25 protein-coding genes are annotated in these 23,852 nt (G+C 32.1%); 13 read left to right on the forward strand and 12 right to left on the reverse strand.

Going from position 1 to position 23,852, the window contains the following annotated elements:
- Window positions 1-111: 111 nt before the first annotated feature.
- Entirely contained in the window at window positions 112-393 is a 282-nt protein-coding gene (locus tag GQR95_RS15850; protein WP_159024060.1) for a pyrimidine/purine nucleoside phosphorylase, read from the forward strand.
- 111 nt (window positions 394-504) lie between these two features.
- On the opposite strand, the gene glyA is transcribed toward GQR95_RS15850, so the two are convergent.
- Window positions 505-1,779: a serine hydroxymethyltransferase gene (gene glyA / locus GQR95_RS15855; protein ID WP_159024353.1), complete on the reverse strand. Its 1,275-nt coding sequence runs from the start codon at window positions 1,777-1,779 to the stop codon at window positions 505-507.
- A 111-nt stretch (window positions 1,780-1,890) separates the two neighbouring features.
- Between glyA and fahA the strand changes: the two genes are divergently transcribed.
- A complete protein-coding gene (gene fahA / locus GQR95_RS15860; RefSeq protein WP_159024061.1) occupies window positions 1,891-3,180 on the forward strand; it encodes a fumarylacetoacetase in 1,290 nt (429 codons plus the stop codon).
- Window positions 3,181-3,386: 206 nt separating this feature from the next.
- On the opposite strand, the gene acs is transcribed toward fahA, so the two are convergent.
- Window positions 3,387-5,294, reverse strand: coding sequence for an acetate--CoA ligase (gene acs / locus GQR95_RS15865; protein WP_159024062.1), 1,908 nt, complete (start codon window positions 5,292-5,294; stop codon window positions 3,387-3,389).
- A gap of 398 nt (window positions 5,295-5,692) precedes the next feature.
- On the opposite strand from acs, the gene GQR95_RS15870 reads away from it, so the two are divergent.
- Together GQR95_RS15870 and GQR95_RS15875 are read left to right on the forward strand one after the other, a co-directional pair.
- On the forward strand, window positions 5,693-6,169 hold the full coding sequence (locus GQR95_RS15870) for an Hsp20/alpha crystallin family protein (protein WP_159024063.1): 477 nt from the start codon (window positions 5,693-5,695) through the stop codon (window positions 6,167-6,169).
- A 79-nt stretch (window positions 6,170-6,248) separates the two neighbouring features.
- A complete protein-coding gene (locus GQR95_RS15875) occupies window positions 6,249-6,710 on the forward strand; it encodes a hypothetical protein (protein ID WP_159024064.1) in 462 nt (153 codons plus the stop codon).
- Between the two features lie 51 nt (window positions 6,711-6,761).
- Here the strand turns inward: GQR95_RS15875 and GQR95_RS15880 are convergent, their stop codons facing one another.
- Window positions 6,762-8,135: a sodium:alanine symporter family protein gene (locus GQR95_RS15880; protein ID WP_159024065.1), complete on the reverse strand. Its 1,374-nt coding sequence runs from the start codon at window positions 8,133-8,135 to the stop codon at window positions 6,762-6,764.
- A gap of 196 nt (window positions 8,136-8,331) precedes the next feature.
- Here GQR95_RS15880 and GQR95_RS15885 point away from each other — a divergent pair, with 196 nt between their 5' ends.
- Entirely contained in the window at window positions 8,332-9,453 is a 1,122-nt protein-coding gene (locus GQR95_RS15885; RefSeq protein ID WP_159024066.1) for a heparan-alpha-glucosaminide N-acetyltransferase domain-containing protein, read from the forward strand.
- Here GQR95_RS15885 and GQR95_RS15890 read toward each other — a convergent pair.
- The 3 genes from GQR95_RS15890 to GQR95_RS15900 all read right to left on the reverse strand — a co-directional run bounded on the left by GQR95_RS15890 (window position 9,439) and on the right by GQR95_RS15900 (window position 12,319).
- Window positions 9,439-10,386, reverse strand: a complete 948-nt coding sequence (locus GQR95_RS15890) for a phosphoribosylaminoimidazolesuccinocarboxamide synthase (protein WP_159024067.1) — start codon at window positions 10,384-10,386, stop codon at window positions 9,439-9,441. The genes GQR95_RS15885 and GQR95_RS15890 overlap by 15 nt on opposite strands.
- A 170-nt stretch (window positions 10,387-10,556) precedes the next feature.
- Entirely contained in the window at window positions 10,557-11,066 is a 510-nt protein-coding gene (locus GQR95_RS15895; RefSeq protein WP_159024068.1) for a c-type cytochrome, read from the reverse strand.
- A gap of 299 nt (window positions 11,067-11,365) precedes the next feature.
- Complete coding sequence (locus GQR95_RS15900; protein ID WP_159024069.1) at window positions 11,366-12,319, reverse strand: PhoH family protein; 954 nt, start codon at window positions 12,317-12,319, stop codon at window positions 11,366-11,368.
- A gap of 111 nt (window positions 12,320-12,430) precedes the next feature.
- Between GQR95_RS15900 and GQR95_RS15905 the strand changes: the two genes are divergently transcribed.
- The 6 genes from GQR95_RS15905 (at window position 12,431) to dnaN (ending at window position 17,670) form a co-directional block, all read left to right on the forward strand.
- The gene (locus tag GQR95_RS15905) at window positions 12,431-13,267 is read left to right on the forward strand and encodes an S-adenosyl-l-methionine hydroxide adenosyltransferase family protein (RefSeq protein ID WP_159024070.1); all 837 of its coding nucleotides are present in this window, start codon (window positions 12,431-12,433) and stop codon (window positions 13,265-13,267) included.
- A 3-nt stretch (window positions 13,268-13,270) separates the two neighbouring features.
- Complete coding sequence (locus tag GQR95_RS15910; RefSeq protein ID WP_159024071.1) at window positions 13,271-13,567, forward strand: putative quinol monooxygenase; 297 nt, start codon at window positions 13,271-13,273, stop codon at window positions 13,565-13,567.
- Between the two features lie 40 nt (window positions 13,568-13,607).
- Window positions 13,608-14,321 (forward strand): gliding motility-associated ABC transporter permease subunit GldF, encoded by a 714-nt coding sequence (gene gldF, locus GQR95_RS15915; protein ID WP_159024072.1) that lies wholly within the window; start codon window positions 13,608-13,610, stop codon window positions 14,319-14,321.
- A gap of 1 nt (window position 14,322) precedes the next feature.
- Window positions 14,323-14,811: a hypothetical protein gene (locus tag GQR95_RS15920; RefSeq protein WP_159024073.1), complete on the forward strand. Its 489-nt coding sequence runs from the start codon at window positions 14,323-14,325 to the stop codon at window positions 14,809-14,811.
- Window positions 14,804-16,471, forward strand: coding sequence for a gliding motility-associated ABC transporter substrate-binding protein GldG (gldG, locus tag GQR95_RS15925; RefSeq protein ID WP_159024074.1), 1,668 nt, complete (start codon window positions 14,804-14,806; stop codon window positions 16,469-16,471). Before GQR95_RS15920 ends, gldG begins: the two co-directional genes overlap by 8 nt.
- 80 nt (window positions 16,472-16,551) lie before the next feature.
- Window positions 16,552-17,670, forward strand: coding sequence for a DNA polymerase III subunit beta (gene dnaN, locus GQR95_RS15930; protein WP_159024075.1), 1,119 nt, complete (start codon window positions 16,552-16,554; stop codon window positions 17,668-17,670).
- A gap of 49 nt (window positions 17,671-17,719) precedes the next feature.
- Here the strand turns inward: dnaN and GQR95_RS15935 are convergent, their stop codons facing one another.
- Window positions 17,720-18,178: an Lrp/AsnC family transcriptional regulator gene (locus tag GQR95_RS15935; RefSeq protein ID WP_159024076.1), complete on the reverse strand. Its 459-nt coding sequence runs from the start codon at window positions 18,176-18,178 to the stop codon at window positions 17,720-17,722.
- A gap of 153 nt (window positions 18,179-18,331) precedes the next feature.
- On the opposite strand from GQR95_RS15935, the gene GQR95_RS15940 reads away from it, so the two are divergent.
- Window positions 18,332-19,465: a histidine decarboxylase gene (locus GQR95_RS15940; RefSeq protein WP_159024077.1), complete on the forward strand. Its 1,134-nt coding sequence runs from the start codon at window positions 18,332-18,334 to the stop codon at window positions 19,463-19,465.
- 64 nt (window positions 19,466-19,529) lie between these two features.
- On the opposite strand, the gene GQR95_RS15945 is transcribed toward GQR95_RS15940, so the two are convergent.
- The 5 genes from GQR95_RS15945 to GQR95_RS15960 form a co-directional block, all read right to left on the reverse strand.
- Window positions 19,530-20,432, reverse strand: coding sequence for an IS3 family transposase (locus GQR95_RS15945; RefSeq protein ID WP_199269652.1), 903 nt, complete (start codon window positions 20,430-20,432; stop codon window positions 19,530-19,532).
- Window positions 20,396-20,830 (reverse strand): hypothetical protein, encoded by a 435-nt coding sequence (locus GQR95_RS17160; RefSeq protein WP_199269618.1) that lies wholly within the window; start codon window positions 20,828-20,830, stop codon window positions 20,396-20,398. The genes GQR95_RS15945 and GQR95_RS17160 overlap by 37 nt, the downstream gene beginning before the upstream one ends.
- Window positions 20,831-20,931: 101 nt before the next feature.
- Window positions 20,932-21,270, reverse strand: a complete 339-nt coding sequence (locus tag GQR95_RS15950; RefSeq protein ID WP_159024078.1) for a DUF4870 domain-containing protein — start codon at window positions 21,268-21,270, stop codon at window positions 20,932-20,934.
- A gap of 69 nt (window positions 21,271-21,339) precedes the next feature.
- A complete protein-coding gene (locus tag GQR95_RS15955; protein ID WP_159024079.1) occupies window positions 21,340-21,753 on the reverse strand; it encodes a DUF6691 family protein in 414 nt (137 codons plus the stop codon).
- Between the two features lie 3 nt (window positions 21,754-21,756).
- Window positions 21,757-22,311: a YeeE/YedE family protein gene (locus GQR95_RS15960; RefSeq protein ID WP_159024080.1), complete on the reverse strand. Its 555-nt coding sequence runs from the start codon at window positions 22,309-22,311 to the stop codon at window positions 21,757-21,759.
- A 188-nt stretch (window positions 22,312-22,499) separates the two neighbouring features.
- Here GQR95_RS15960 and GQR95_RS15965 point away from each other — a divergent pair, with 188 nt between their 5' ends.
- On the forward strand, window positions 22,500-23,843 hold the full coding sequence (locus tag GQR95_RS15965) for a serine hydrolase (RefSeq protein ID WP_159024081.1): 1,344 nt from the start codon (window positions 22,500-22,502) through the stop codon (window positions 23,841-23,843).
- The last annotated feature ends 9 nt before the right edge of the window (window positions 23,844-23,852 follow it).

Here is a 23,852-nt window from a genome sequence, read left to right on the forward strand (position 1 = left end):
TTTCAGTCGATTTTTTATTTTCTATTTTATTGAATTTTTAGGGTTTATCACCACTTACTTGTCCTTTATAAAGCATTGTTATACTTTTAAGATTCATTAAAACCAAATATTATGATATCAAGCAACACCTATTTTGAAGGTAATGTAAAATCTTTAGGCTACCAATCGGCAACTGGAACATCGACTTTAGGCGTTATGGAAGCAGGAACCTACGAATTTGCAACCAACAAACACGAAACTATGAATGTTATAGAAGGTACAATGACAGTATTATTACCAGAGTCTAACAGTTGGGAAACCTATAAAGCTGGAGAATCTTACCAGATAGAAGCAAATAAAACGTTTCAAGTTAAGGTGTCTGAGCAAACATCTTATTTATGTCAGTATAAATAAAAGAAGATTACTTTATTAAATACGATTACGATTCTCTTTTATAATCATGAAAATATATAATAAAAAAGGCTACCAATTGGCAGCCTTTTTTATTATATATGGATTACTAAATTAAGATACAAATAATGGTCTATCTGCCATAAGTGCATTTACTTTAGTTGCAACTGCAGCTAAAACAGATTCGTCTTCTAGGTTTAAGATAACCTCATCTACTAAATCTACAATAGTTTGCATATCGTCTTCTTTTAAACCTCTAGTTGTAACTGCAGCAGCACCAATACGGATACCAGAAGTTACAAATGGTGATTTATCATCGAAAGGTACCATGTTTTTGTTTACTGTAATTTCTGCTAAAACTAAAGCTTCTTCAGCTTGTTTTCCAGATACATTTTTATTTCTAAGATCAATAAGCATCATGTGGTTATCTGTACCTCCAGAAATAATATTATAATCTTTTGCTACAAACGCTTCAGCTAAAGCTGCTGCATTTTTCTTTACTTGTAACATATAAGTAAGGTAATCGTCTGTAAGTGCTTCACCAAAAGCAATTGCTTTAGCTGCAATAATATGCTCTAAAGGACCTCCTTGATTTCCAGGGAATACAGCAGAATCGAATAAAGAAGACATTTTTCTTTTACTTCCATTTTTAAGTGTAATTCCAAATGGGTTATCAAAATCTTCACCCATCATAATCATTCCACCTCTTGGTCCTCTTAATGTTTTGTGTGTTGTAGTTGTTACAACGTGACAGTGAGGAATCGGGTCGTTTAAAATTCCTTTAGCAATTAAACCTGCAGGATGAGAAATATCGGCCATTAAAATTGCACCAACGCTATCTGCTATAACACGGAAACGTTTAAAATCTATATCTCGAGAATAAGCAGAAGCTCCAGCAATAATTAATTTTGGTTGCTCTTTTGTAGCGACCTCTTGAATTTTATCGTAGTTTAAAACTCCTGTTTCTTTTTCAACTCCATAAAATGAAGGATTGTATAATTTACCAGAAAAGTTTACTGGAGAACCATGTGTTAAGTGTCCACCATGAGATAAATCGAAACCTAAAATTTTATCTCCAGGTTTTAAACACGCTGCAAAAACAGCAGTATTTGCCTGACTTCCAGAGTGTGGTTGTACATTTACATAAACTGCTCCAAAAAGTGCTTTTGCGCGATCAATCGCGATTTGCTCTACTTCATCAACAACCTCACAACCACCGTAGTAGCGCTTTCCAGGATAGCCTTCAGCATATTTATTAGTTAAAACAGAACCTGCAGCTTCCATTACTTGGTCACTGACAAAGTTTTCAGAAGCAATTAACTCTAAACCATGTAACTGGCGTTGTTTCTCGGCTTCTATTAATTCAAAAATTTGTTCGTCGCGTTGCATCATTGTAATTATCGTTAAAAATTCCTCAAAAATAACAAATAGATTAGTTAAATACACCAAAAAACATATATTTGAATAGAATTTATTAAACAAACAATTAACAATTAAACTATGCAAATATCAGCTAACAATCCAGATCGTAAGACATGGCTGCATGTCGATAAAAATTCGGATTTTCCTATTCAGAATATTCCTTTTGGCGTATTTCTTACCAGAGATGACATTATTACTATAGGAACTCGAATTGGAGATACGGCGATCGACCTTGGTGCTTTGCATCAATTAGGTTATTTCAGCGATATTCCATTAACAGATGATATATTTCTTCAAGATACTTTAAATGATTTTATTGCAGACGGAAGAAAAACCTGGCGTGCTGTTCGTAATAGAATTGCTGATATTTTTGATGCTGATAATGATACTTTAAAAAACAATAAACAACATAAGGAAGTTGTATTGTTTCGTTTAGATGAAATTGAAATGCAATTACCTGTACAAATTGGAGATTATACCGATTTTTACTCTAGTATAGAACACGCTTCTAATGTAGGAAAACTTTTTAGAGACGAAGAACATGCCTTATTACCAAACTGGTTACACATTCCTATTGGTTACCACGGAAGAAGTTCGTCTATAATTCCTTCAGGAATACCTATACATAGACCACAAGGGCAAACTTTACCTCCAGATGCAGAAACCCCTCTCTTTGGACCTTCTAAATTTGTAGATTTTGAATTAGAAATGGCTTTTATTACTACAGATGCTAACGATTTTGGGGAACCTATTCCTGTAAATGAAGCTGAAGAGTATATTTTTGGATTGGTTCTTTTTAACGATTGGAGCGCTAGAGACATACAAAGTTGGGAATTTGTGCCTTTTGGCCCGTTTTTATCTAAAAACTTTGCATCGTCTATGTCGCCTTGGATTGTGACTTTAGATGCTTTAGAGCCATTTAGAGTTCAAGGACCAAAGCCTATTAAAGAGCAAATGCCTTACTTAAAAACTAAAGGGAATAAAAATTTCGATATTAATTTAGAAGTCGCAATCCAACCAAAAACAGCTAAAGAAACCATTGTATCTCGATCTAATTTCAAACATATGTATTGGAATATGTCTCAACAATTAGCTCACCATACCATTAACGGATGTCCAGTAAATTCTGGAGATTTAATGGGAAGTGGTACGCTTTCTGGCCCAACACCAGAATCTTTAGGATCGATGTTAGAATTAACATGGAGAGGCTCTAATCCCATTACATTAAAAGATGGTACAGAACGCACTTATATTAATGACAACGATACTGTTATTATGCGTGGTTATTGTGAAAATGATGGAACTAGAATTGGTTTTGGAGAAGTAAAAAATGAATTACTTCCTGTATTTAATCCTGGTAAAAAGTAATATTTTATTCGTAATTAGTTTTTGAACGTTCGTCACTCTGAACTTGTTTCAGAGTCACACAACTATCAAAAATAATGAGATACTGAAACGAGTTCAGTATGACTATAAAAGTTACAATTAGATATAAAACTTAATATTCAAAATACATAATCAAAAAAAAATCCCGATATAACATCGGGATTTTTTATACGCTATAGTTTCAAAATCTATAAACTTTCATCTATAATAATTTGTACACATTCTGGATTTAACAACGTACTTGTATCTCCTAAATTGCTAATATCTTTACTCGCAATTTTTCTTAAAATACGACGCATAATTTTACCTGATCGTGTTTTAGGTAAACCATCTGTAAATTGAATTTTATCTAATTTAGCAATAGCTCCTACTCGATCTTTTATTAATTGATTAATCTCGTTTCTTAAATTATTCTGATCTCTAGATTCTCCAGTCTCTTTTAACATGACATAACCATAAAGGGCATTTCCTTTTACATCGTGAGGGAATCCAACTATAGCAGATTCTGCAATTGCTGGATGTTCGTTTATAGCATCTTCTATTGGAGCTGTTCCTAAATTATGACCAGATACAATAATAACATCGTCTACACGACCAGTTATTCTATAATAACCAACCTCATCTCTTAAAGCACCATCTCCTGTAAAATACATATTCTCGTAAGCAGAGAAATACGTCTCTTTATAACGTTCGTGATTTCCCCAAATGGTTCGTGCTATAGACGGCCACGGGAATTTAATACATAAACGCCCATCGACCTGATTACCTTTAATTACATTTCCGCTTTCATCCATTAATGCGGGCTGAATTCCTGGAAAAGGTAATGTTGCATACGTTGGTTTTGTAGGTGTTACATACGGAATTGGAGTAATCATAATTCCGCCGGTTTCTGTTTGCCACCACGTATCTACAATCGGACTTTTGTGTTTTCCAATATTATCGTTATACCAGTGCCAAGCTTCTTCGTTTATAGGCTCTCCTACAGAACCCAAAACTTTCAATGATGATAAATCGTAACTTTCTACGAACGAAATATTTTGTTTAGCCAACGCACGAATTGCTGTTGGCGCAGTATAAAACTGATTCACTTTATGCTTTTCTACAATTTGCCAAAAACGTCCGAAATCTGGATATTGTGGTACACCTTCAAACATTACTGTTGTGGCTCCGTTTGCTAACGGTCCATACACAATATAACTATGTCCTGTAATCCAACCTATATCTGCAGTACACCAATACACATCTCCATCTTTATACTGAAATACATTTTTAAATGAATATGCTGTATAAACCATATAACCACCGGTAGTATGTACCATACCTTTAGGTTTCCCTGTAGATCCGGATGTATATAAAATAAATAAGGGATCTTCTGCATTCATAATCTCTGGTTCACAGACAGGAGAAGCTTCGTCTAATAAGGGTTGTAACCATACATCCCGTCCTTCTTTCATAGTAATATCAGAATCTATTCTGTTTACCACTAATACATTTTCTACACTAGGACACGTTTCTAATCCTTCATCTACAATACCTTTTAAATCTATAGTTTTAGAACCACGATAAGATCCGTCTGAAGTAATTACCATTTTACACTCACTATCGTTAACACGAGAAGCTAAGGCTTTAGAGGAAAATCCTGCAAAAACCACAGAGTGAATTGCTCCAATTCTTGCACAAGCTAATAATGAAATAGCCAATTCCGGAATCATAGGTAAATAAATACACACACGATCTCCTTTTGTAATGCCTTTACTTTTCATAACATTTGCCATCTGGCATACGCGATCGTGTAATTGCTGGTAGGTAATATGTTCTGCAGTTTCGTCTGGGCTATTAGGCTCGAAAATAATAGCTGTTTGATCGCCTTTAGTTCTTAAATGTCTATCGATACAATTTTCAGTAATATTTAATTGAGCGCCTTCAAACCATTTAATTTCAGGCTTTTTAAAATCCCAACTTAAAACAGTATCCCAACGTTTTCTCCACATAAAATGTTCTTCGGCAACCTCTGCCCAAAAATTTTCTGGTTCTCTTACAGACTTCCGATACACTTGATAATATTCCTCTAAATGTTTTATGTGATAATTACTCATTATTCGATATGGTTTTAAAAGTTAATTTGATGTTGATATAACACTCTTCTAAAATATAAAAATTTAACTCAATATTTAAGTTTTTTATACTGATAACACAAATTTAACTACAAATTATTACAATATCCATACAAACACTATAGACTAAGCTTTAAAAAACTGTTTTCTAAGCCATGTATTCAACATAAAACCAGAAACACTTTTCTTTGAAATAGAAATGTAATTATGTCATTTTTTCAATGTTATAAAACGCCATTTTTTCATAATTATGTCAAAATTTCACAACAAACAGCTTATAAAGGCACTTTATTCATTTTGGTATCTAATTTGCTATTATAGTATCAGAAGTCTTAATAGATTTCTAATTTGAAATAATGTTTAATTTAAAATTTTGTATTATGAGCAATTTAGTTAGTGTTCCTAAAAACGGAAGCTTAGCAAACACCAATTCAAATGAAAACTTCCCTACTCTGTCTAATTTGTTAGACGACATTTTTAACAGAGAACTTCCTTCAGTATTTACTTCTAACTTTAACACAGGGATAACGTTACCAAAAGTAAATATTAAAGAAAATGCAGATGCTTTTATTGTAGAAATGGCTGTACCTGGTCTTAAAAAATCTGATTTTCAAATAGACCTTGACAATCAAATGTTATCTATTTCAACAAAAACTGAAGAAGAGAAAGAACAAAAAGAAGAAAATTACACACGTAGAGAATTTGGATATTCTTCTTTTAAAAGATCTTTTACGTTACCGGAAGGTGTAGACGTAGAAAAAATTAATGCTAAATATAATGATGGTATTTTAGATGTTTTCTTACCTAAAAAAGAGGAAGCGAAACAAAAACCACCAAAAACCATTAAAATCTCTTAATCGTACACTTGATTTTTTTAATTAATTTTTAATAATGAGGCTGATTTATTCAGTCTCATTTAATTCTAAATATAAAATCATGAAAAAAATTTTGCTAATAACACTAGTCGCTTTATTAGGTATAGGCTGTAAAGGCCAAGAAAGTAAAGCCGATGAAAGCAATATTGTAACACCAAAAGGAACTTGGAAAGTTGATAAGAAATTTGATGATCAAGGAAATTTAGTTCAATACGATAGTATTTACTCGTGGTCTTCTAATAAACTTGATAAGTTATCTGTAAAAGATAAAGACAGCTTAATGCAATCTTTTAGATCTAAATTTTTTAATGATCTTTCCGGATTAGACTCTCAGGATTTTGAAGATTCATTTTCTCAAGACTCTTTATTTAGTAAACAATTCTTTAACCATGATTTTTTTGAAAGTCATTTTCAGAAAGACTTTGTAAATATGGATGATTTGAGAAAAGAAATGATTGCAGAACAAAAAAAACTTATTAAAGAATACCAATCTGATATTGTAAAACCTGAATCTATTGAATAAATAAGGGTTATAATATTTTAAAAAATTAATTAGGAGTACCTTAAAATAAGGTTACTCCTTTTTTATTTTAGCAACATATACTTTAACACGAGCCAAAACACGAGGTGCCATTATTAGTGTAGCCAACATTGTCGGGATTGCCATTAAGGCAAAGAAACCATCTATTAAATTAATCATCATATTTAAAGATGTTGTTGCACCTAAAATAATACTGGCTATATATATATAATTATAGTAATGCTTTTTATCTGCTCCGAAAAGGAAAGACATACATTTAGTACCATAATAAGAATATGAAAATAGAGACGATATACTAAACACAAAAATACAAAGCAGTAACAAATACTTACCAACACCAGGAATAGAATGTCCAAAAGCAGATGCTGTTAAACTTACTCCGTTAGCATCAGACGTTTCCCAAACACCAGTAACTAAAATGGCTAGTGCTGTTAGTGTACATACTAATAAAGTATCTATAGCTGGGCCTAACATGGCAACTAAACCTTCACGAATAGGTTCTGCTGTTTTAGCTGCTCCATGAGCCATGGGTGCCGTTCCTATTCCGGCTTCGTTAGAAAATGCTGCTCTACGAATTCCTAAAAGTATTAATCCGCCTAAAGCGCCTCCTAAAAAGTTATCCCCTTTAAAATTTTGAGCGGTAAAGGCATTAGAGAAAATCATTCCTATATATTTAGGTACTTCGTGAATATTAACCGCTAGAATAATTAAAACCAATACAAAATATAAAGCAACCATGCTAGGCACTAGTCTTGAAGCTGTTTTACTTATACGATCAATACCGCCTAAAACAACAACACTTGTAATACCTACTAAAATTAATCCGATAATTAAACTGGATGAAAACCCAACTTCAATATTATTTGGAGCTAATAAAATATCGTTAATTGCTTGAGTTAATTGATTAACATTAAAAATAGGCAACGCACCAACCAAACCAAACACACTAAACATCGCTGCAAGTGGTTTCCATTTCTTACCTAAACCTTCTACTATAAAATACATTGGACCACCTTGTAATTGTCCTTCACTATCTTTTCCGCGATACATCACAGCTAAAGACGATGTAAAAAATTTAGTAGCCATACCAATTATAGCACTTACCCACATCCAAAACACAGCACCAGGGCCACCAATAGCAATCGCTACCGCAACACCTGCAATATTACCCATACCTACCGTAGCAGATAATGCCGTTGTTAAAGCTTGAAAATGTGTGATTTCTCCAGGATCGTTTGGATTATCGTACTTCCCTCTTAAAACTTGAATAGCATGACCAATAAAACGAAATGGTAAAAACTGTGAGTACATTAATAGGTATAATCCTCCACCTGTTAGAAGGATTAATAAAGGTAATCCCCATACTAAAGAAGCGAATTCTGAAAATAGATTATCTAAAAATTCCATGAAATAGAAACAATGTTTTGTTAAATATAATCTTTTTTATAGCTCAAACTTCATCCTACTTTTTAAAAAAAACGGGGTTTTTATGTCAAAATCTAATATTTTAACAAATATTTTTGAATTTTAATCAATACAAAATTTTGATTATACTAAAGAATTAAAATTATTGTATTTTTGCACCGTTTTTATTTTACAACAATTGAAAGAGAACCGATTATACTTTTTAGATGCCGTTAGGGCTTTTGCTATTTTAATGATGCTTCAAGGGCACTTTATAGATGGCCTATTAGATCCTATATATAAATCAAACGACAATATGATATTCAATATCTGGTCTGATTTAAGAGGAAACACAGCGCCTTTATTTTTTACAATTACAGGCTTAGTGGTTATGTTTTTACTAAAGAAAGCAGAAGCTAAGCACACTGAAAATTTCAGAATTAAAAAAAGTATAAAACGCGGTATCTCTCTAATTATAATTGGTTACAGTTTAAGAATTCCTATTTTTCATTGGTTATCGGGACACTTTGATAGTTATTTTTTAGTGATTGATGTTCTTCAAATTATAGGTGTATCTTTACTTATATTAAACGGGTTATATCTGTTATTAAAGACTAAACCGATACTCCTTTCTTTGCTTTTAACGACAATTGGAACTCTTGTATTTCTTACAGAACCTTTGTATAGAAACTTAGCATTACCATACATTCCAGATCTAGTGGTAAATTATATTACTAAAGAAAACGGCTCTGTATTTACATTTTTCCCGTGGTTTGGTTATGTGGCTTACGGAAGTGTATTGGGAATTATATTTCAGAAATTTCAAACTAAAGCACAATTTAAATCTATAGCAATTTCAAGCTTTTTAATAGGAGGATTAGCCTTATGCTTTTTAAGCTCTATTACTTTAGAAATGCTTTATTATATTACAGATATAAAACTTTTTTACGATGCCTCTACCTATAACTATTTATTTTCTAGATTAGGATCTGTAGGTATTACGTTTGGTATTTTCTATGCTTTAGAAGCCTATTTAAAACACCCACTTATTACTAAAATAGGAAACAACACACTCTCTATTTACGTTGTTCATTTTATAATACTTTATGGAAGCTTTACGGGTATTGGTTTATATAGATATTTTCATGAAGCATTAGAACCTATAACAGCACTTTTAGGTGCTTTAATATTTGTAGTTGTAGTTAGTTTTATTGTATTACAGGAAGACAAAATAAAAGCCTTCCTAAATGTATACATTAGAAAGGCTTTGCTTTTTATTAAACTAAATACGGTAAGCAGAATTAGACTAAACAGACGCTAAATAAGCTTCTACATTTGTTTTAATACGCTCTTGAATGTTTGTAACATCTCCTTTTTCAAACGGTTCTCCCATAATGTTTTCGTATAATTCGATATAACGTTCACTAACAGTTTCTATATATTCGTCGCTCATTTCTGGTAACTCTTGGCCTTCTAATCCTTGAAATCCTTTACCAATTAACCATTGGCGTACAAACTCTTTAGATAATTGCTTTTGGGATTCTCCTTTTTCTTGACGCGCTTCATAACCATCTGCATAAAAATAACGAGAAGAATCTGGTGTGTGAATTTCATCAATCAAGACAATTTTCCCATCTTTAGTTTTACCAAATTCATATTTAGTATCGACTAAAATTAAACCTCTGCTTGCAGCGATTTCTGTACCACGCTGAAATAATTTACGTGTATAATCTTCAAGAATTAAATAATCTGCTTCAGAAACAATACCCCTTTTTATAATATCTTCTCTAGAAATATCTTCGTCATGATCTCCCATTTCTGCTTTAGTTGCAGGTGTAATAATAGGTTCTGGAAATTTATCGTTTTCTGTCATTCCTTCTGGCATTGCAACACCACAAAGTAAACGTTTCCCTGCTTTATATTCGCGAGCCGCATGTCCTGACATATAACCACGAATAACCATTTCTACTTTAAAAGGCTCGCATAAATGACCAACAGCAACATTAGGATCTGGTGTAGCTACCAACCAATTTGGAACTAAATCTTCGGTCTGAGCCATAAATTTAGTTGCAATCTGATTTAAAATCTGACCTTTAAAAGGAATTCCTTTTGGCATTACAACATCAAAAGCACTTAATCTATCGGTAGCAACCATTACTAATAAATTGTCGTTAATATTGTAAACTGCTCTAACTTTTCCTTTATACAAACTTTTCTGTCCTGGAAAATTGAAATTAGTATCTGTTATTGTCATGGTCTGTAATATTGCATCTATACTCCGTTTTAGAAGCTTTAATTATTAATATTAAATGATAAATTTTAAAGACGTAAAAGTAAGGAATAATTCATAAAAATTTTGTCGGATTTTTTAAAATGAAGAATATTTTTCGTGCTGTACTGTTGTAAAAGATAAAGGTCGCTTAATTACTCTACAGCGCCATCTTTACTATGCACTTGTTTTAAATCGTTTTTACGCATAAATTCTAAAACAGATCGCGATTCTTCTAAATTCAAGTTCTGAGACGGCATGCGCGTTAAACAATCTTCTAATTGCATAATCGCTGCTTCGTCCAGATTTAACATCTCATCTGTATTAATAATCATATTCAAGATCCATTCTGGACGTCTGTTATTTGTAATACCTGCCCAACCTGGACCAACACGTCTCTGATCTGTTAATTTATGGCAAGACACACATGAGGTCTTATAAATTAATGCTCCTTTTTTAGCTAAAGTATTAGAAATAGAATCTGTTAAACTCATCTTTTTTACAGAGCCAACACCTCGAGATTTTGTTTTTGTAGTATATTCTGTATGTAAATCTGGATGAATAAATTCTAATGTAGATTTCGTCTTAAAAGCATCTAAACAACTTGTAAACAACACCACGGCTATTAACATTATTATTAAAAACGAAACACGTGTGGTTTTCATAAAATATAAATCTTACTATACAAGAGAAGCTATATTTATCTGGTGTATCTTATGATGTATAAAGGTAGTGTTTTTGAATATTCTATTTAAAACAAACGTAATTACCCGACAATAAGACAGAAAATTCCGACCTACAACCATCCAAAATTAGATAAGTAAAATGGAAACTGTAATTTTAGCTTTATGTATAGTAGAATTGATTGTTATGATGCCTTTTTATGTAGAAATACAGCAAACAAAAACACAGCGTATTTAACAACAATTAAAAAGTTTAGATAAAAAAAAGAGTAGACTTACGCCTACTCTCTATTTTCTATATTTTTATATGCTTCAATCACTTTCTTCACTAATTTGTGTCTAATCACATCATTTTCATCAAGGTAAACCATGCCAACGCCTTCTACGTTTTTAAGTACCAATAAGGCTTCTTTTAATCCCGAAGTCATACGTCTTGGCAAATCTACCTGACCAGGATCTCCGGTAAGTAAAAACTTAGCATTTTTCCCCATACGTGTTAAAAACATCTTCATTTGGGCATGCGTTGTATTCTGTCCTTCATCTAAAATAACAAAAGCATTATCTAATGTACGACCACGCATAAAGGCCAAAGGCGCAATTTGTATGGTTCCATTTTCAATATACATGTTTAATTTTTCGGGAGCAATCATATCTCGTAATGCATCGTAAAGCGGTTGCATATATGGATCTAATTTTTCTTTTAAATCTCCAGGAAGGAATCCAAGATTCTCACCTGCTTCTACAGCAGGACGCGTTAAAATAATACGCTTAACTTCTTTATTTTTTAAAGCTTGTACTGCCAAAGCAACACCCGTGTAAGTTTTTCCAGTTCCGGCAGGTCCAACAGCAAAAACCATATCGTTATTACGCATGCTTTCTACCAATTTGCGTTGGTTTGCCGTTTGGGCGCGAATTAATTTTCCGCTAGCACCATGCACAATAACTTCTCCACTTTGTTTAGAGGTTTTATAATCGTCGCTACTCTGACTCGTTAATACGCGCTCTATAACGTTTTCGTCTAATTTATTGTACTTAGCAAAATGTTTTAGTAACATGGTTAAACGCCGATCAAACTCTTCTAAAAGCTCTTCATCTCCGAAAGCTTTAATTTTATTTCCGCGTGCAACAATTTTTAATTTGGGAAAATATTTTTTTAGAAGTTCAATATTTACGTTTTGCGCTCCAAAAAACTCTTTTGGAGTTATCTCTTCAAGTTCAATAATTATTTCGTTCAAAAGCTAGTCGATTTAATTAAATTTATAAGTTAAGTTTTATTAGTTTTGTGCTTCTAACAAACTTAAACAATTTTACTTCAGATATGTAAAAAACATATCAACAATTCACGTATGGCTATAATAACTTTAACAACTGATTTTGGTGAAAAAGATCACTTCGCCGGGGCGATTAAAGGCGCTATATATAGTGAATTGAATGATGTTAGAATTGTTGATATCTCTCATTCTGTGTCGCCATTTAGTATTTCTGAAGCGGCTTACATTATACAAAACGCATACACAAGTTTCCCTAAAGGAACCATTCATATTATAGGTATAGATGCCGAGTTAAACCCAGAAAACAAACACATTGCTGTGCTGTTAGATGGCCATTATTTTATTTGTGCAAACAATGGGATTATGAGTATGATTTGCACAGAAATTAATCCGGAACGCATTGTACAAATTAATATTCACGAAAATATAGTGAGTAGTTTTCCCGTTTTAGATGTATTTGTAAAAGTAGCTTGCCACATTGCACGTGGCGGAACTTTAGATGTTGTTGGAAAACGTATTGAAGAGATTAAACCCATCCAGAATTTAAAACCTTACGTTAACGACGACAAAACTCAAATAATTGGTAGTATAATATATGTAGATAATTATGGTAACGTAATTTCTAATATTAAACGTAAATTTTTTGAAAGTACACAGAAAGGACGTGCATATAAAATATCTGCTCGAAACCATACATTTACAACCATATACAATAAATATAGCGAAGTTGTAGATTTCACAAAACCTGCTACAGACAGACAATCTGAGGGAAAAGGTTTAGTTGTTTTTAACTCATCTAATTATTTAGAAATTGCCATATACAAGAGTAACATGTCTACTGTTGGAGGTGCATCTACATTAATGGGATTAAAACTTATGGACACTATAACCGTTAACTTTTTAAAAGATTAAGATATGTTTGTACGCATTGTAAAATTAAGTTTTGCCCCCTCTAAGGTCGATGAGTTTTTAAACATTTTTAATTCTAACAAAGCTCAGATTCGTAATTTTAAAGGTTGTGAGTTTTTAGAATTATATCGAGATAAAACACACGACAATATATTTTTTACATACAGTTATTGGGCAGAAGAGCACGATTTACATAATTACAGGCATTCCGATTTATTTACATCGGTTTGGACAGAAACAAAACAATTATTTAACAATAAACCTGAAGCCTGGAGTGTAGACAAATTGGTAAGTTTACCATAAACCGTTACACTTTATTAACTTCAAATTATATTAAAAACACATGTTTGCCATATTAAAAAAAGAAATTAATTCGTTTTTCGCCTCGCCAATAGGCTATCTGGTTATTGCTTTATTCTTACTATTAAATGGATTATTTTTATGGTTTTTTAAAGGCGATTTCAATATTATAGATAACGGTTTTGCAGATCTGTCTACCTTCTTTTTATTAGCACCTTGGATTTTAATTTTTCTTATTCCTGCGGTTACCATGCGTAGTTTTGCAGACGAGAAAAAACAAGGCACTTTAGAGTTACTTTTAACTAAACCTGTTTCTAAACTTCAAATTGTTTTAGGAAAATATTTTGGTGCATTTATTTTAATCCTAATCGCGCTACTCCCAACATTACTGTACGTATACACTGTTTACAAACTAGGAAGCCCAGAAGGCAACTTAGATCTGGGAAGTACACTAGGATCTTATTTCGGATTATTATTTTTAGTTGCAGCATACACTGCTATGGGAATTTTTGGGTCTTCGTTATCAGACAATCAAATTGTAACTTTTATAATTTCTGTCTTTCTATGTTTCTTCTTTTACATAGGATTTGAAGGCATTGCAGACGCTTTATCTAGTAATTTTATAGATAGCCTAGGGATGAGTTTTCATTTTAAAAGTATGAGTCGCGGCGTTTTAGACACCAGAGATATTATTTACTTTTTAAGTGTTTCAGTATTATTTATAGCCTTAACACGTTTCAACATTAATAAAAAATAGTATGATTTATACCGTTCCTTTTATAATTATACTCGTCCTTCTATTTATAGTACTATTTTTCTTTTCTAGAACTATAGATAAACGTATTTGGGTCGCTATATTAATTAGCCTAGTACTTACCCCCTTAGTGTATTATTATGTATTGTACCCATTAATAAACATTTTTAGCGATTACCATCATGAAAAATATTTTGATGCTGAAGCTTGGGAATCTTCGCCAGCATTTAGATACGAAATGGCTCAAGATTTAGAGCAATCGGACACATTAATAGGAAAAACAAAAACAGAAGTCTCTACCATGTTAGGTAAGCCAGAATGGTTTAGTTGGAACGATGCCATAAAAGCAAACGATCCTAATTTCTGGAATTACAATTTAGGTATTAAACCTGGTGCTTTTAATGAAAACCAGGAATGTATTAAGATTACATTTAAAAATAATATTGCACAAAGTTTAGAACACTATCAATTAGAACTAGAATTTAATGAGTAAGAATCTAAAACATATTACGCTAATAATCCTTGGTATTTTAGTACTAAATATTATAGGCAACAAAATATATAAACGTTTCGATTTAACCCAAGATCATCGTTATACATTAAGTAATGCTACACAGCATATTGTTGAAGAAGTAAAGGCACCTATTGTTATTGATGTTTTTTTAGAGGGTGAAGGATTTCCTTCAGAATTTAGACGTCTTCAAACAGAGACCAAACAACTTTTAGAAGAGTTTTACACGCAAAACAGTAATATAAAATTCAATTTTATAAATCCGTTAGAAGATGAAGCTAACCGCGATAAGGTTATTCAACAATTAAATAATCGCGGTCTTACGCCTATGCAACTTACCGTTCAGGAAAATGGTAAAAGCAGTCAAGAAATTATTATTCCTTGGGCCTTGGCTAGTTATAACAATGTCACAGTTAAAATTCCTTTAGTAAAAAACAAGTTAGGTGCTTCTCAACAAGAATTAGTAACCAATTCTGTACAACATTTAGAATATGCCTTTGCAGATGGTATTGGAAAATTAGTCCACGGAAAAAATAAAAAGATTGCTGTTTTAAAAGGAAACGGGGAATTAGAAGATCAGTATTTAGCAGATTTTTTAACCACACTTAAAGACTATTACTTTATAGCACCTTTTACCTTAGACAGTGTTGCAAGTCAGCCAGAAAGCACTTTAAAAAAACTACAGAACTACGATTTAATTATCTCGGCTAAACCAACAGAAGCGTTTACAGAAAAAGAGAAATTAGTATTAGACCAATACACCATGAATGGCGGAAAAAGTCTTTGGCTTATAGATGCTGTTGCTATGGAAAAAGATAGTTTATACAATAAATCTGGTCGTTCTATTGCCTTGGCTAGAGACTTAAATTTAACCGATTTTTTCTTTAAATATGGTGTACGTGTCAATCCGTATTTAGTAGCAACACCTTACTCTGCTCCTATTACATTAGCCATAGGAGAAGGTAGCGAATCTCAGTTTCAGAATGTACGTTGGCCATATTCTCCTTTAGTAAATACAACAAATACACACCCGATTGTAAACAATGTAAATATTATAAAATTCGATTTTGCGAACCCGATAGACACTTTAAAAAACAGCTTAAAGAAAACCATTTTATTAGAAAGTGCTAAACTAACAAAATTAGAAGGTACACCAAGAGAGATTAGTTTAGACCAAGTAACACAAGAACCAGATCCGCAAGAATTTAATAAAGGAAGTCAGCCATTGGCCGTTTTAATTGAAGGCGAATTTACATCTGCTTACAAGAACAGAATTAAGCCCTTTAAAGCTGCTACAATTAAAGATATAAGTACACCAACTAAAATGATTGTTGTTGCAGATGGAGACCTTATTAAAAATGATGTTATTAAAGGTGTGCCACAAGAATTAGGCTTTGACCGTTGGACCGGACAATTATTTGGAAATAAAGAATTTTTATTGAATTCGGTCAATTACCTCCTAGATGATAACGGACTTATAAACATTCGTTCTAAAGAAATTAAGGTCGCATTTTTAGATCAGGAAAAAATTGCAGAATCTAAACTAAGCTGGCAGCTCCTTAACACATTGATTCCTATTGTATTATTAGCCATTTTTGGTTTTGCTTTCAATTACATAAGAAAAAGAAAGTACACGGCCTAAATGTTAATAAGTTTGTTTCATATTTCAGCCTATTAAAGATATATTTGTAATTATTAAAATAATCTTATTAAGAGATACAGATGAAGTTTATAGTATCAAGTACCTATTTATTAAAGCAATTACAAGTTCTAGGAGGCGTAATTAATAGTTCGAACACTTTACCTATTTTAGATAATTTCCTTTTTGAATTAAGCAGCTCTAAACTTATAGTTTCTGCAAGTGATTTAGAAACTACAATGTCTTCAACTTTAGAGGTAGAAAGCGAAAGTGAAGGTAGTGTAGCTATTCCTGCGCGTTTACTTTTAGATACTTTAAAAACTTTTCCAGAGCAACCGTTAACATTTATTATTGAAGACAATAACACTATTGAAATCAGTTCTAATCACGGTAAATATGCACTAGCATATGCTAACGGAAACGAATTTCCTAAAGCTGTATCTTTAGATAATCCTAGTACAACAACAATTGTTGGAGATATTTTAGCAACTGCAATTAGCAAAACTATTTTTGCAGCAGGAAACGACGATTTACGCCCAGTAATGAGTGGTGTATTTTTTCAGTTCTCTACAGAAAGCTTAACATTTGTTGCTACAGACGCACACAAACTTGTAAAATATACAAGAGAAGATGTTGCTGCTTCTGAAGTTGCAGAATTTATTATGCCTAAAAAACCTTTAAACTTATTAAAAGGAATTTTAGCAGGTAGTGAAGATGACGTTATTGTAGAGTATAACGACTCGAATGCTAAATTTACGTTTGATAATGTAGAGTTAATTTGTCGTTTAATTGATGGAAAGTATCCGAATTACGATGCGGTAATTCCTAAAGAAAACCCGAACAAACTTACTATTACTAGAAATCAGTTTTTAAGCTCTGTAAAACGTGTTAGTATTTTCTCTAATAAGACAACACACCAAATTAGATTAAAAATTGCAGGTGCAGAATTAAATATTTCTGCAGAAGATATAGATTACAGTAACAAAGCAGAAGAGCGTTTAACTTGTGATTACCAAGGAGACGATATGCAAATTGGATTTAACTCGCGTTTCTTAACAGAAATGCTTAACAACTTAAATTCAGACGATGTACAACTTGAAATGAGTTTACCAAATCGTGCTGGTATTTTAACGCCTATAGATGGTTTAGACGAAGGAGAACAAGTAACAATGCTTGTTATGCCAGTAATGCTAAACAGCTAATATTTTACAGAATATAACACCATATAAAAGTCATGTAGATATTTAATATTTACATGACTTTATTTTTTCCATCCTTTATGTTCTTCATCACAAACGAACTTTGTATGTGTGAGACTATTGTCATTTTAGAAAATCGCTTCAAAATAAACTCTTGGTACTCGTTCATATCCTTTAATAAGATCTTCAACAAAACATCGTACGTTCCCGCAATGTAATTTGCTTCAATAACATCATCTAACGTATTAATATACGCTTCAAACTTACGGAACGGCTCATCTTGGTGCGTCTTTAATGTAACCTGACAATATACAATTAACGTTTTTCCAAGTTTGCTATAATCTATAATTGCTGTATAGCCATTTATAATCCCTGAAGATTCTAATTTTTTTATACGTTCGTGAACAGGCGTAATAGATAGGTTTACACCTTCGGCAAGTTGTTTTATAGACTGTTTACTGTCTTTTTCTAAGGCTTCTATAAGCTTAAAATCTATGGCATCTAACTTCATATTGGTAAGAATTTCTAAAAGGGTATCGTTTAATAGTCTTCAAAAGTAATAAATTCTACATAAATTAAATTATAAAGTATAATTTTTCAAAAATCACATATTACACATGATATTTTAATTAAATAGTATCTTTGTATAAGAAATATTTAAGATATGAATACACCAGAAATACAAGCTGTTTACGATAGAATTAAAGCACATTCTGAATCCTTTTTAGGGTATCCTGTTGCTAAAGATTTCTCGTATAGTGAATATGCGCCTTTCTTAGATATTTGTATTAATAATGTTGGTGACCCAGAAAACCCTTCAACATTTGCTATTGATACAAAAGACATCGAACAAAAATGTATTCAATTTTTTACAGAAATGCTTTCAGGAAAAACCAAAGATATTTGGGGTTACATTACAAATGGTGGCACTGAAGGCAATTTATACGGTTTATACGTTGCTAGAGAGAGCTTTCCTAACGCCATGGTTTACTATAGCGAAAGCACACATTACAGTGTAAAAAAGAATTTACATTTATTAAATATTCCTAACATCGTGATTCGTTCTCAAGAGAATGGAGAAATGGATTATGAAGATTTAGATCAAACCATTTCTTACCGTCGTGATAAACCAGCCATTTTCTTTTTGAATATTGGAACAACAATGACGGAAGCTATTGATAAAATAGATGAAATTAAAAAAATTATAAAAAAATACGCAATTAAGGATTATTACATCCATTGCGACGCTGCTTTTTTAGGAACAATAGCCCCCTATATTGACCCTAAACCAAAATTTGATTTTGCAGAAGGCATTGATAGTATTTCTATTTCTGGACATAAGTTTATTGGTAGTCCAATTCCTTGTGGAGCCGTTTTAGTAAAACGTAAACACAGAGATCGTATTGCGAATTCTGTATCTTATGTTGGCACTATGGATACAACTATTACAGGATCTAGAAATGGATTAACGCCTTTATTTATTTGGGATTTTATCCAAAAACATGATCACCAAGGTTTAAAAGACCGTGTTGTAGCTTCTCAAGAAGTTGCTGCATATACAGAACATAAATTAAACTTATTAGGGATGAAAGCTTGGAGAAACAATGACGGTTTAACTGTTGTGTTTCAAAAACCAAGTGATGCCCTTTGTAGAAAATACCAAATGGCTTCTGAAGAAGCTATTGCACACATTATATGTGTTCCTGGAGTGACCTTTAGCAAAGTAGATGCTTTTCTTGAAGATTTAAAAATTGAATTAGTCCAAAAATCTTCAAAATCTGAAGCAGTACACGCTTAACCTAAACACACTTTGTCTAGTCCTGAATAAACGATACAGATTATTAAAGGATTAAAAATATTAATTAAAGCTGAACAATCTTAAGATTGTTCAGCTTTTTTGATTTATACTGTTTTCTTTTTAATTTTTGTTGTTTATGCATCATATCAGGTGTTCGCATATGATTAGAAAAATGTGGTCTTAAACTATTGTAAATATTGACTGCATCTTTGATTATTAATTTCTTTGTTTCTATATCGGTATCGTAAGTTGCTATTGCAAATTCTTGTTTCAAAATACCATTTACACGCTCTGCGATAGCATTTTCATAAGGATCATATTTCTCTGTCATACTTGTAATAATATTTTTGTCTTTTAGCAAGTTCTGATAATCATTAGAACAATACTGCAAACCTCTGTCTGAGTGATGTATTAAAGATTGGTCTTTATAACTTCTTTTTCTTAGAGCCATTTCAAGAGCTCTAAGAGAACCTCCAACTTCAAGACTATTTGATATGTCATAGCCCATTATTTTTTTTGAATATGCATCTGTAACTAAAGCAAGGTAAGACGGATTTTTTCTATTCCCAGTGTAGGTGATATCGCTTACCCAAACCTGTTCTGGACGATTAAATTCTATCTCATTAATTTTATTCTTATGCTTTCTAAATCTATGATGAGAGTCAGTTGTTATATGATAACTCTTTTTAGGTTTTATAACCATGTGGTTTGCTTTGAGTATTCTAAACAACTTATCTCTACCTACATGTACTTTGCTTAATTCATTTTTAAGTATATAATATAATTTTCTTGTGCCTAGCCTTGGCATTAAATTCCTAACAGAACGTACCATAGCTATAACTTGTTTTGCTAAGCTTTGCTTATGCTTTTTGGATTTTATAGCTCTGTAATAAACCTGTCTATTTACCCCGAGTAATTCACAGGAAGAGATTATGGTCTCTTTTTGGTCTTCTTTGAAGTTTTTGATAACTCGGGTTTGTAATTTTTTCTGATTTCGATATCATATTCCTTTTCAGCCATATCTACGAGCATATCAAAAATTATAACCTTCTTATCTGCACGTTCAGCAAGGTGTTCTGCTCTTGCCTTTTGCTTTTCTAGAAGTTTAACCTTAGCTTCTAATTCGAGTATTTTTTGTTCTGGAGTTTTTGACATCGTTTTTGGAGATTGGTGTTCCCAATCAAAGTTACCATATTTTTGCAACCATTTGGTTACTGTAGAATCTCCTTGGATGCCATATTTAAGCTTAGCTTGTGATTTTGTAAGAAGTCCAAGCTCTAATTCTTCAACTAATTTAAGTTTAAAAGAAAGAGAGTAGTCTTTTTGGGTACGCTTGGTGTGCCCTAAATGGTCTGATGTTTTCATTACACTAAATTTTAGTGTATCGCTATTTCAGGACGGGACACTTCAAAACATAAAAAAACGCCCATGACAATGGGCGTTTTTTATTTTTATATCTAAATCTATTAATTAATAAAATTAAAAGACAAAGGGTAAGATGTTAATTCTCCATTACTAACTTTTAAGGCATTCATTATAGGAAATACAATACTTAGTATACCTAGAATTAAAAAGCCTAAAATTCCTAAACCGAAAAATAAAATTAGCGGCACACAAATAATACAGTAAATTATTAAACTAATCTGAAAGTTTAAAATTTTCTTCCCTTCTTGGTCCATACCTAAAACTTTATCTTTTTGTGTAATCCAGATAATTAACGGAATTAACAAACTACCAAAGCCTAAAGCCAAAGTTGCTAACTGACTTAAATGTGTGAGGATTAAAAGCTGTTTATCTTCTCTCATGATTGTATGATTTTGATTTGATTGATATATATAAGACGAGTAAAAAACACCTTTGTTACAGTAATATGCTTAATGCGGCAACTTATCTTTTAAAAGCCCATAAACAAAAGTTCCTAAAACAGCCGAGACTAATAATATAATTACGGGTACAAATCCTGCTCCAACAAGAACAAAAATAGGACCTGGACAAGCGCCTGCAAGTGCCCAACCTAATCCGAATATAATACCACCAATAAGATATCTTGCAACAGATTTTTCTTTATCAGCAATAACAATGGGTTCCCCATCGAACGTCTTAATATTAAAACGTTTTATACTCTGAACAAATATAATTCCGAAAAAAAGAGCAGTTCCTATAATGCCATACATGTGAAACGATTCGAATCTAAACATCTCATAAATACGAAACCAAGAAGCAGCTTCAGATTTATACATAATCACTCCAAAAACTAAACCTAATACTATATATAATACTTTTTTCATCATTTAAAATATAAAAGGGAATAACACATGAACCATAAATAAACCTCCAATAAAGAAGCCTATTACAGCAATTAACGATGGTAATTGCAAATTACTTAAACCTGAAATGGCATGACCAGAAGTACAACCTCCAGCATAACGCGCTCCAAAACCAATTAAGAATCCGCCAACAATTAAAATCGCCCATGTTTTTACATCAGATAAAGCGGCTATAGAAAATAATTCGTTTGGTAAATACCCATTAACTGTAGATATATTTAAATCCTGAAGTGCCAATTTAGTAGAGTCACTAATGTCTGGCATACTCGCGTCAGATAAATAATGAGACGCTATAAATCCGCCCAACATCGCACCGATTACGATAAACAAATTCCAACTATCTTGTTTCCAATTGTAATTAAAAAATGGGCTTACTTTCCCGCCTCCACAAATACTACAAAAGGCACGTAAATTAGAAGACATACCAAAACGTTTACCCAAAAGTAAAAGCACAAGCATAAAAAGTGCTATTAAAAACCCGGATACAAACCATGACCACGGCTGAAAAATAAAATCCATATATTATTTTTAATGATTAAATCGGATAACATTATCCAATTACAACTTGCAAATATATGAGGAAGTTCAAGTTTATATTGTAACATAAGTTACACCTTTTTACAACCTAAAACAGTACTCTATATTTGTCCAATATTTTAAAACCAATACTAAGATGAAATTATTAACTTGTATTCAAATTTATTAGCATGAAAAAATTTCTAAAACTGTTTGGTTTACTTATTGTAATAAGTGTAGTCGTTATTATTTATTTAAACTATCCGAAATTAAATTTCATTACGGGCTTTGCCTCAAAAAGTGTATGTTCTTGTACTTTTTTAGATGGTAGAACATTAGAATCTATAGAAACACAAGACAACGACTTCTCCCCTATTAATTTAGCGACAAACACTGTAGATTTAAAAAACAAATCTGTAACCTCTACCGTTTTTGGTCTTAAAGCAAGAACGGCAGTTTATAAAGCAGGTTTAGGTTGTATTTTAATTCCAGAAGATTCCGACCATACAGCCTTAACCGTAAAGCCAAATAGAAATAAAATATCTAACAATCTCCCGTTTCCTTATGGCGATTTACAACAAAAAGATACTGTGTTTTCTAATATAGATTACCCACTTCTAAACGAAGCTGTACAACATGCGTTTGATGTTGGTAATGAAAAATTAAAACGTTCAAGAGCTGTATTAGTTGTGTATAAAGACCAAATTATTGCAGAAAAATATGCCGATGGATTTAATAAAGACACTAAAATTTTAGGTTGGTCTATGACAAAAAGTATTACTAGTGCTATTGTTGGAATTTTAGAAAAACAAGGTCGCGTAAGTAAAGATGAATCGCATTTATTCACAGACTGGGAAAACGACAATCGTGCCAACATCACTTTAAACAATCTTTTACAAATGAATAGCGGTTTGGCTTGGGAAGAAGATTATAACAACATTTCTGATGTTACTAAAATGTTGTTTTTAAAAGAAGATATGCCTAAAATACCACGAGAAAAATTACTTACAGGCATACCTAATAAGAGTTGGAGTTATTCTTCTGGAACTACAAATTTAATATCTGGTTTTATAAGAAATCAATTTAAAACAGAACAAGACTATTTAGATTTTTGGTACACCGAATTAATCGATAAAATTGGCATGCACACTATGACTATAGAAACCGATTTAAAAGGACATTTTGTGGGTTCGTCTTACGGTTGGGCAACCGCTAGAGATTGGAGTAAATTTGGACTTTTATATTTACACGATGGAAATTGGAACGGCGAACAAATCTTAACAAAAAACTGGGTTGATTACACAAAAACACCAACGCCTACATCTAATGGAATTTATGGTGCGCAATTTTGGTTAAATGCTGGCGGACGTTATCCGGACGTGCCTAAGGATTTATTTTCTTGCAATGGATATCAAGGTCAGCAAGTAAGTATTATTCCTTCTAAAGATGTGGTAATAGTAAGATTTGGGTTAGTAGAAGATCCGGTATTTAGCTACAACACTTTTCTTTCTGAAATCCTTTCTGCTATAAACTAAAAAACTCCC

Origin of the sequence: Formosa sp. L2A11 (assembly GCF_009796865.1) — a bacterium.
Lineage (GTDB): Bacteria > Bacteroidota > Bacteroidia > Flavobacteriales > Flavobacteriaceae > Formosa.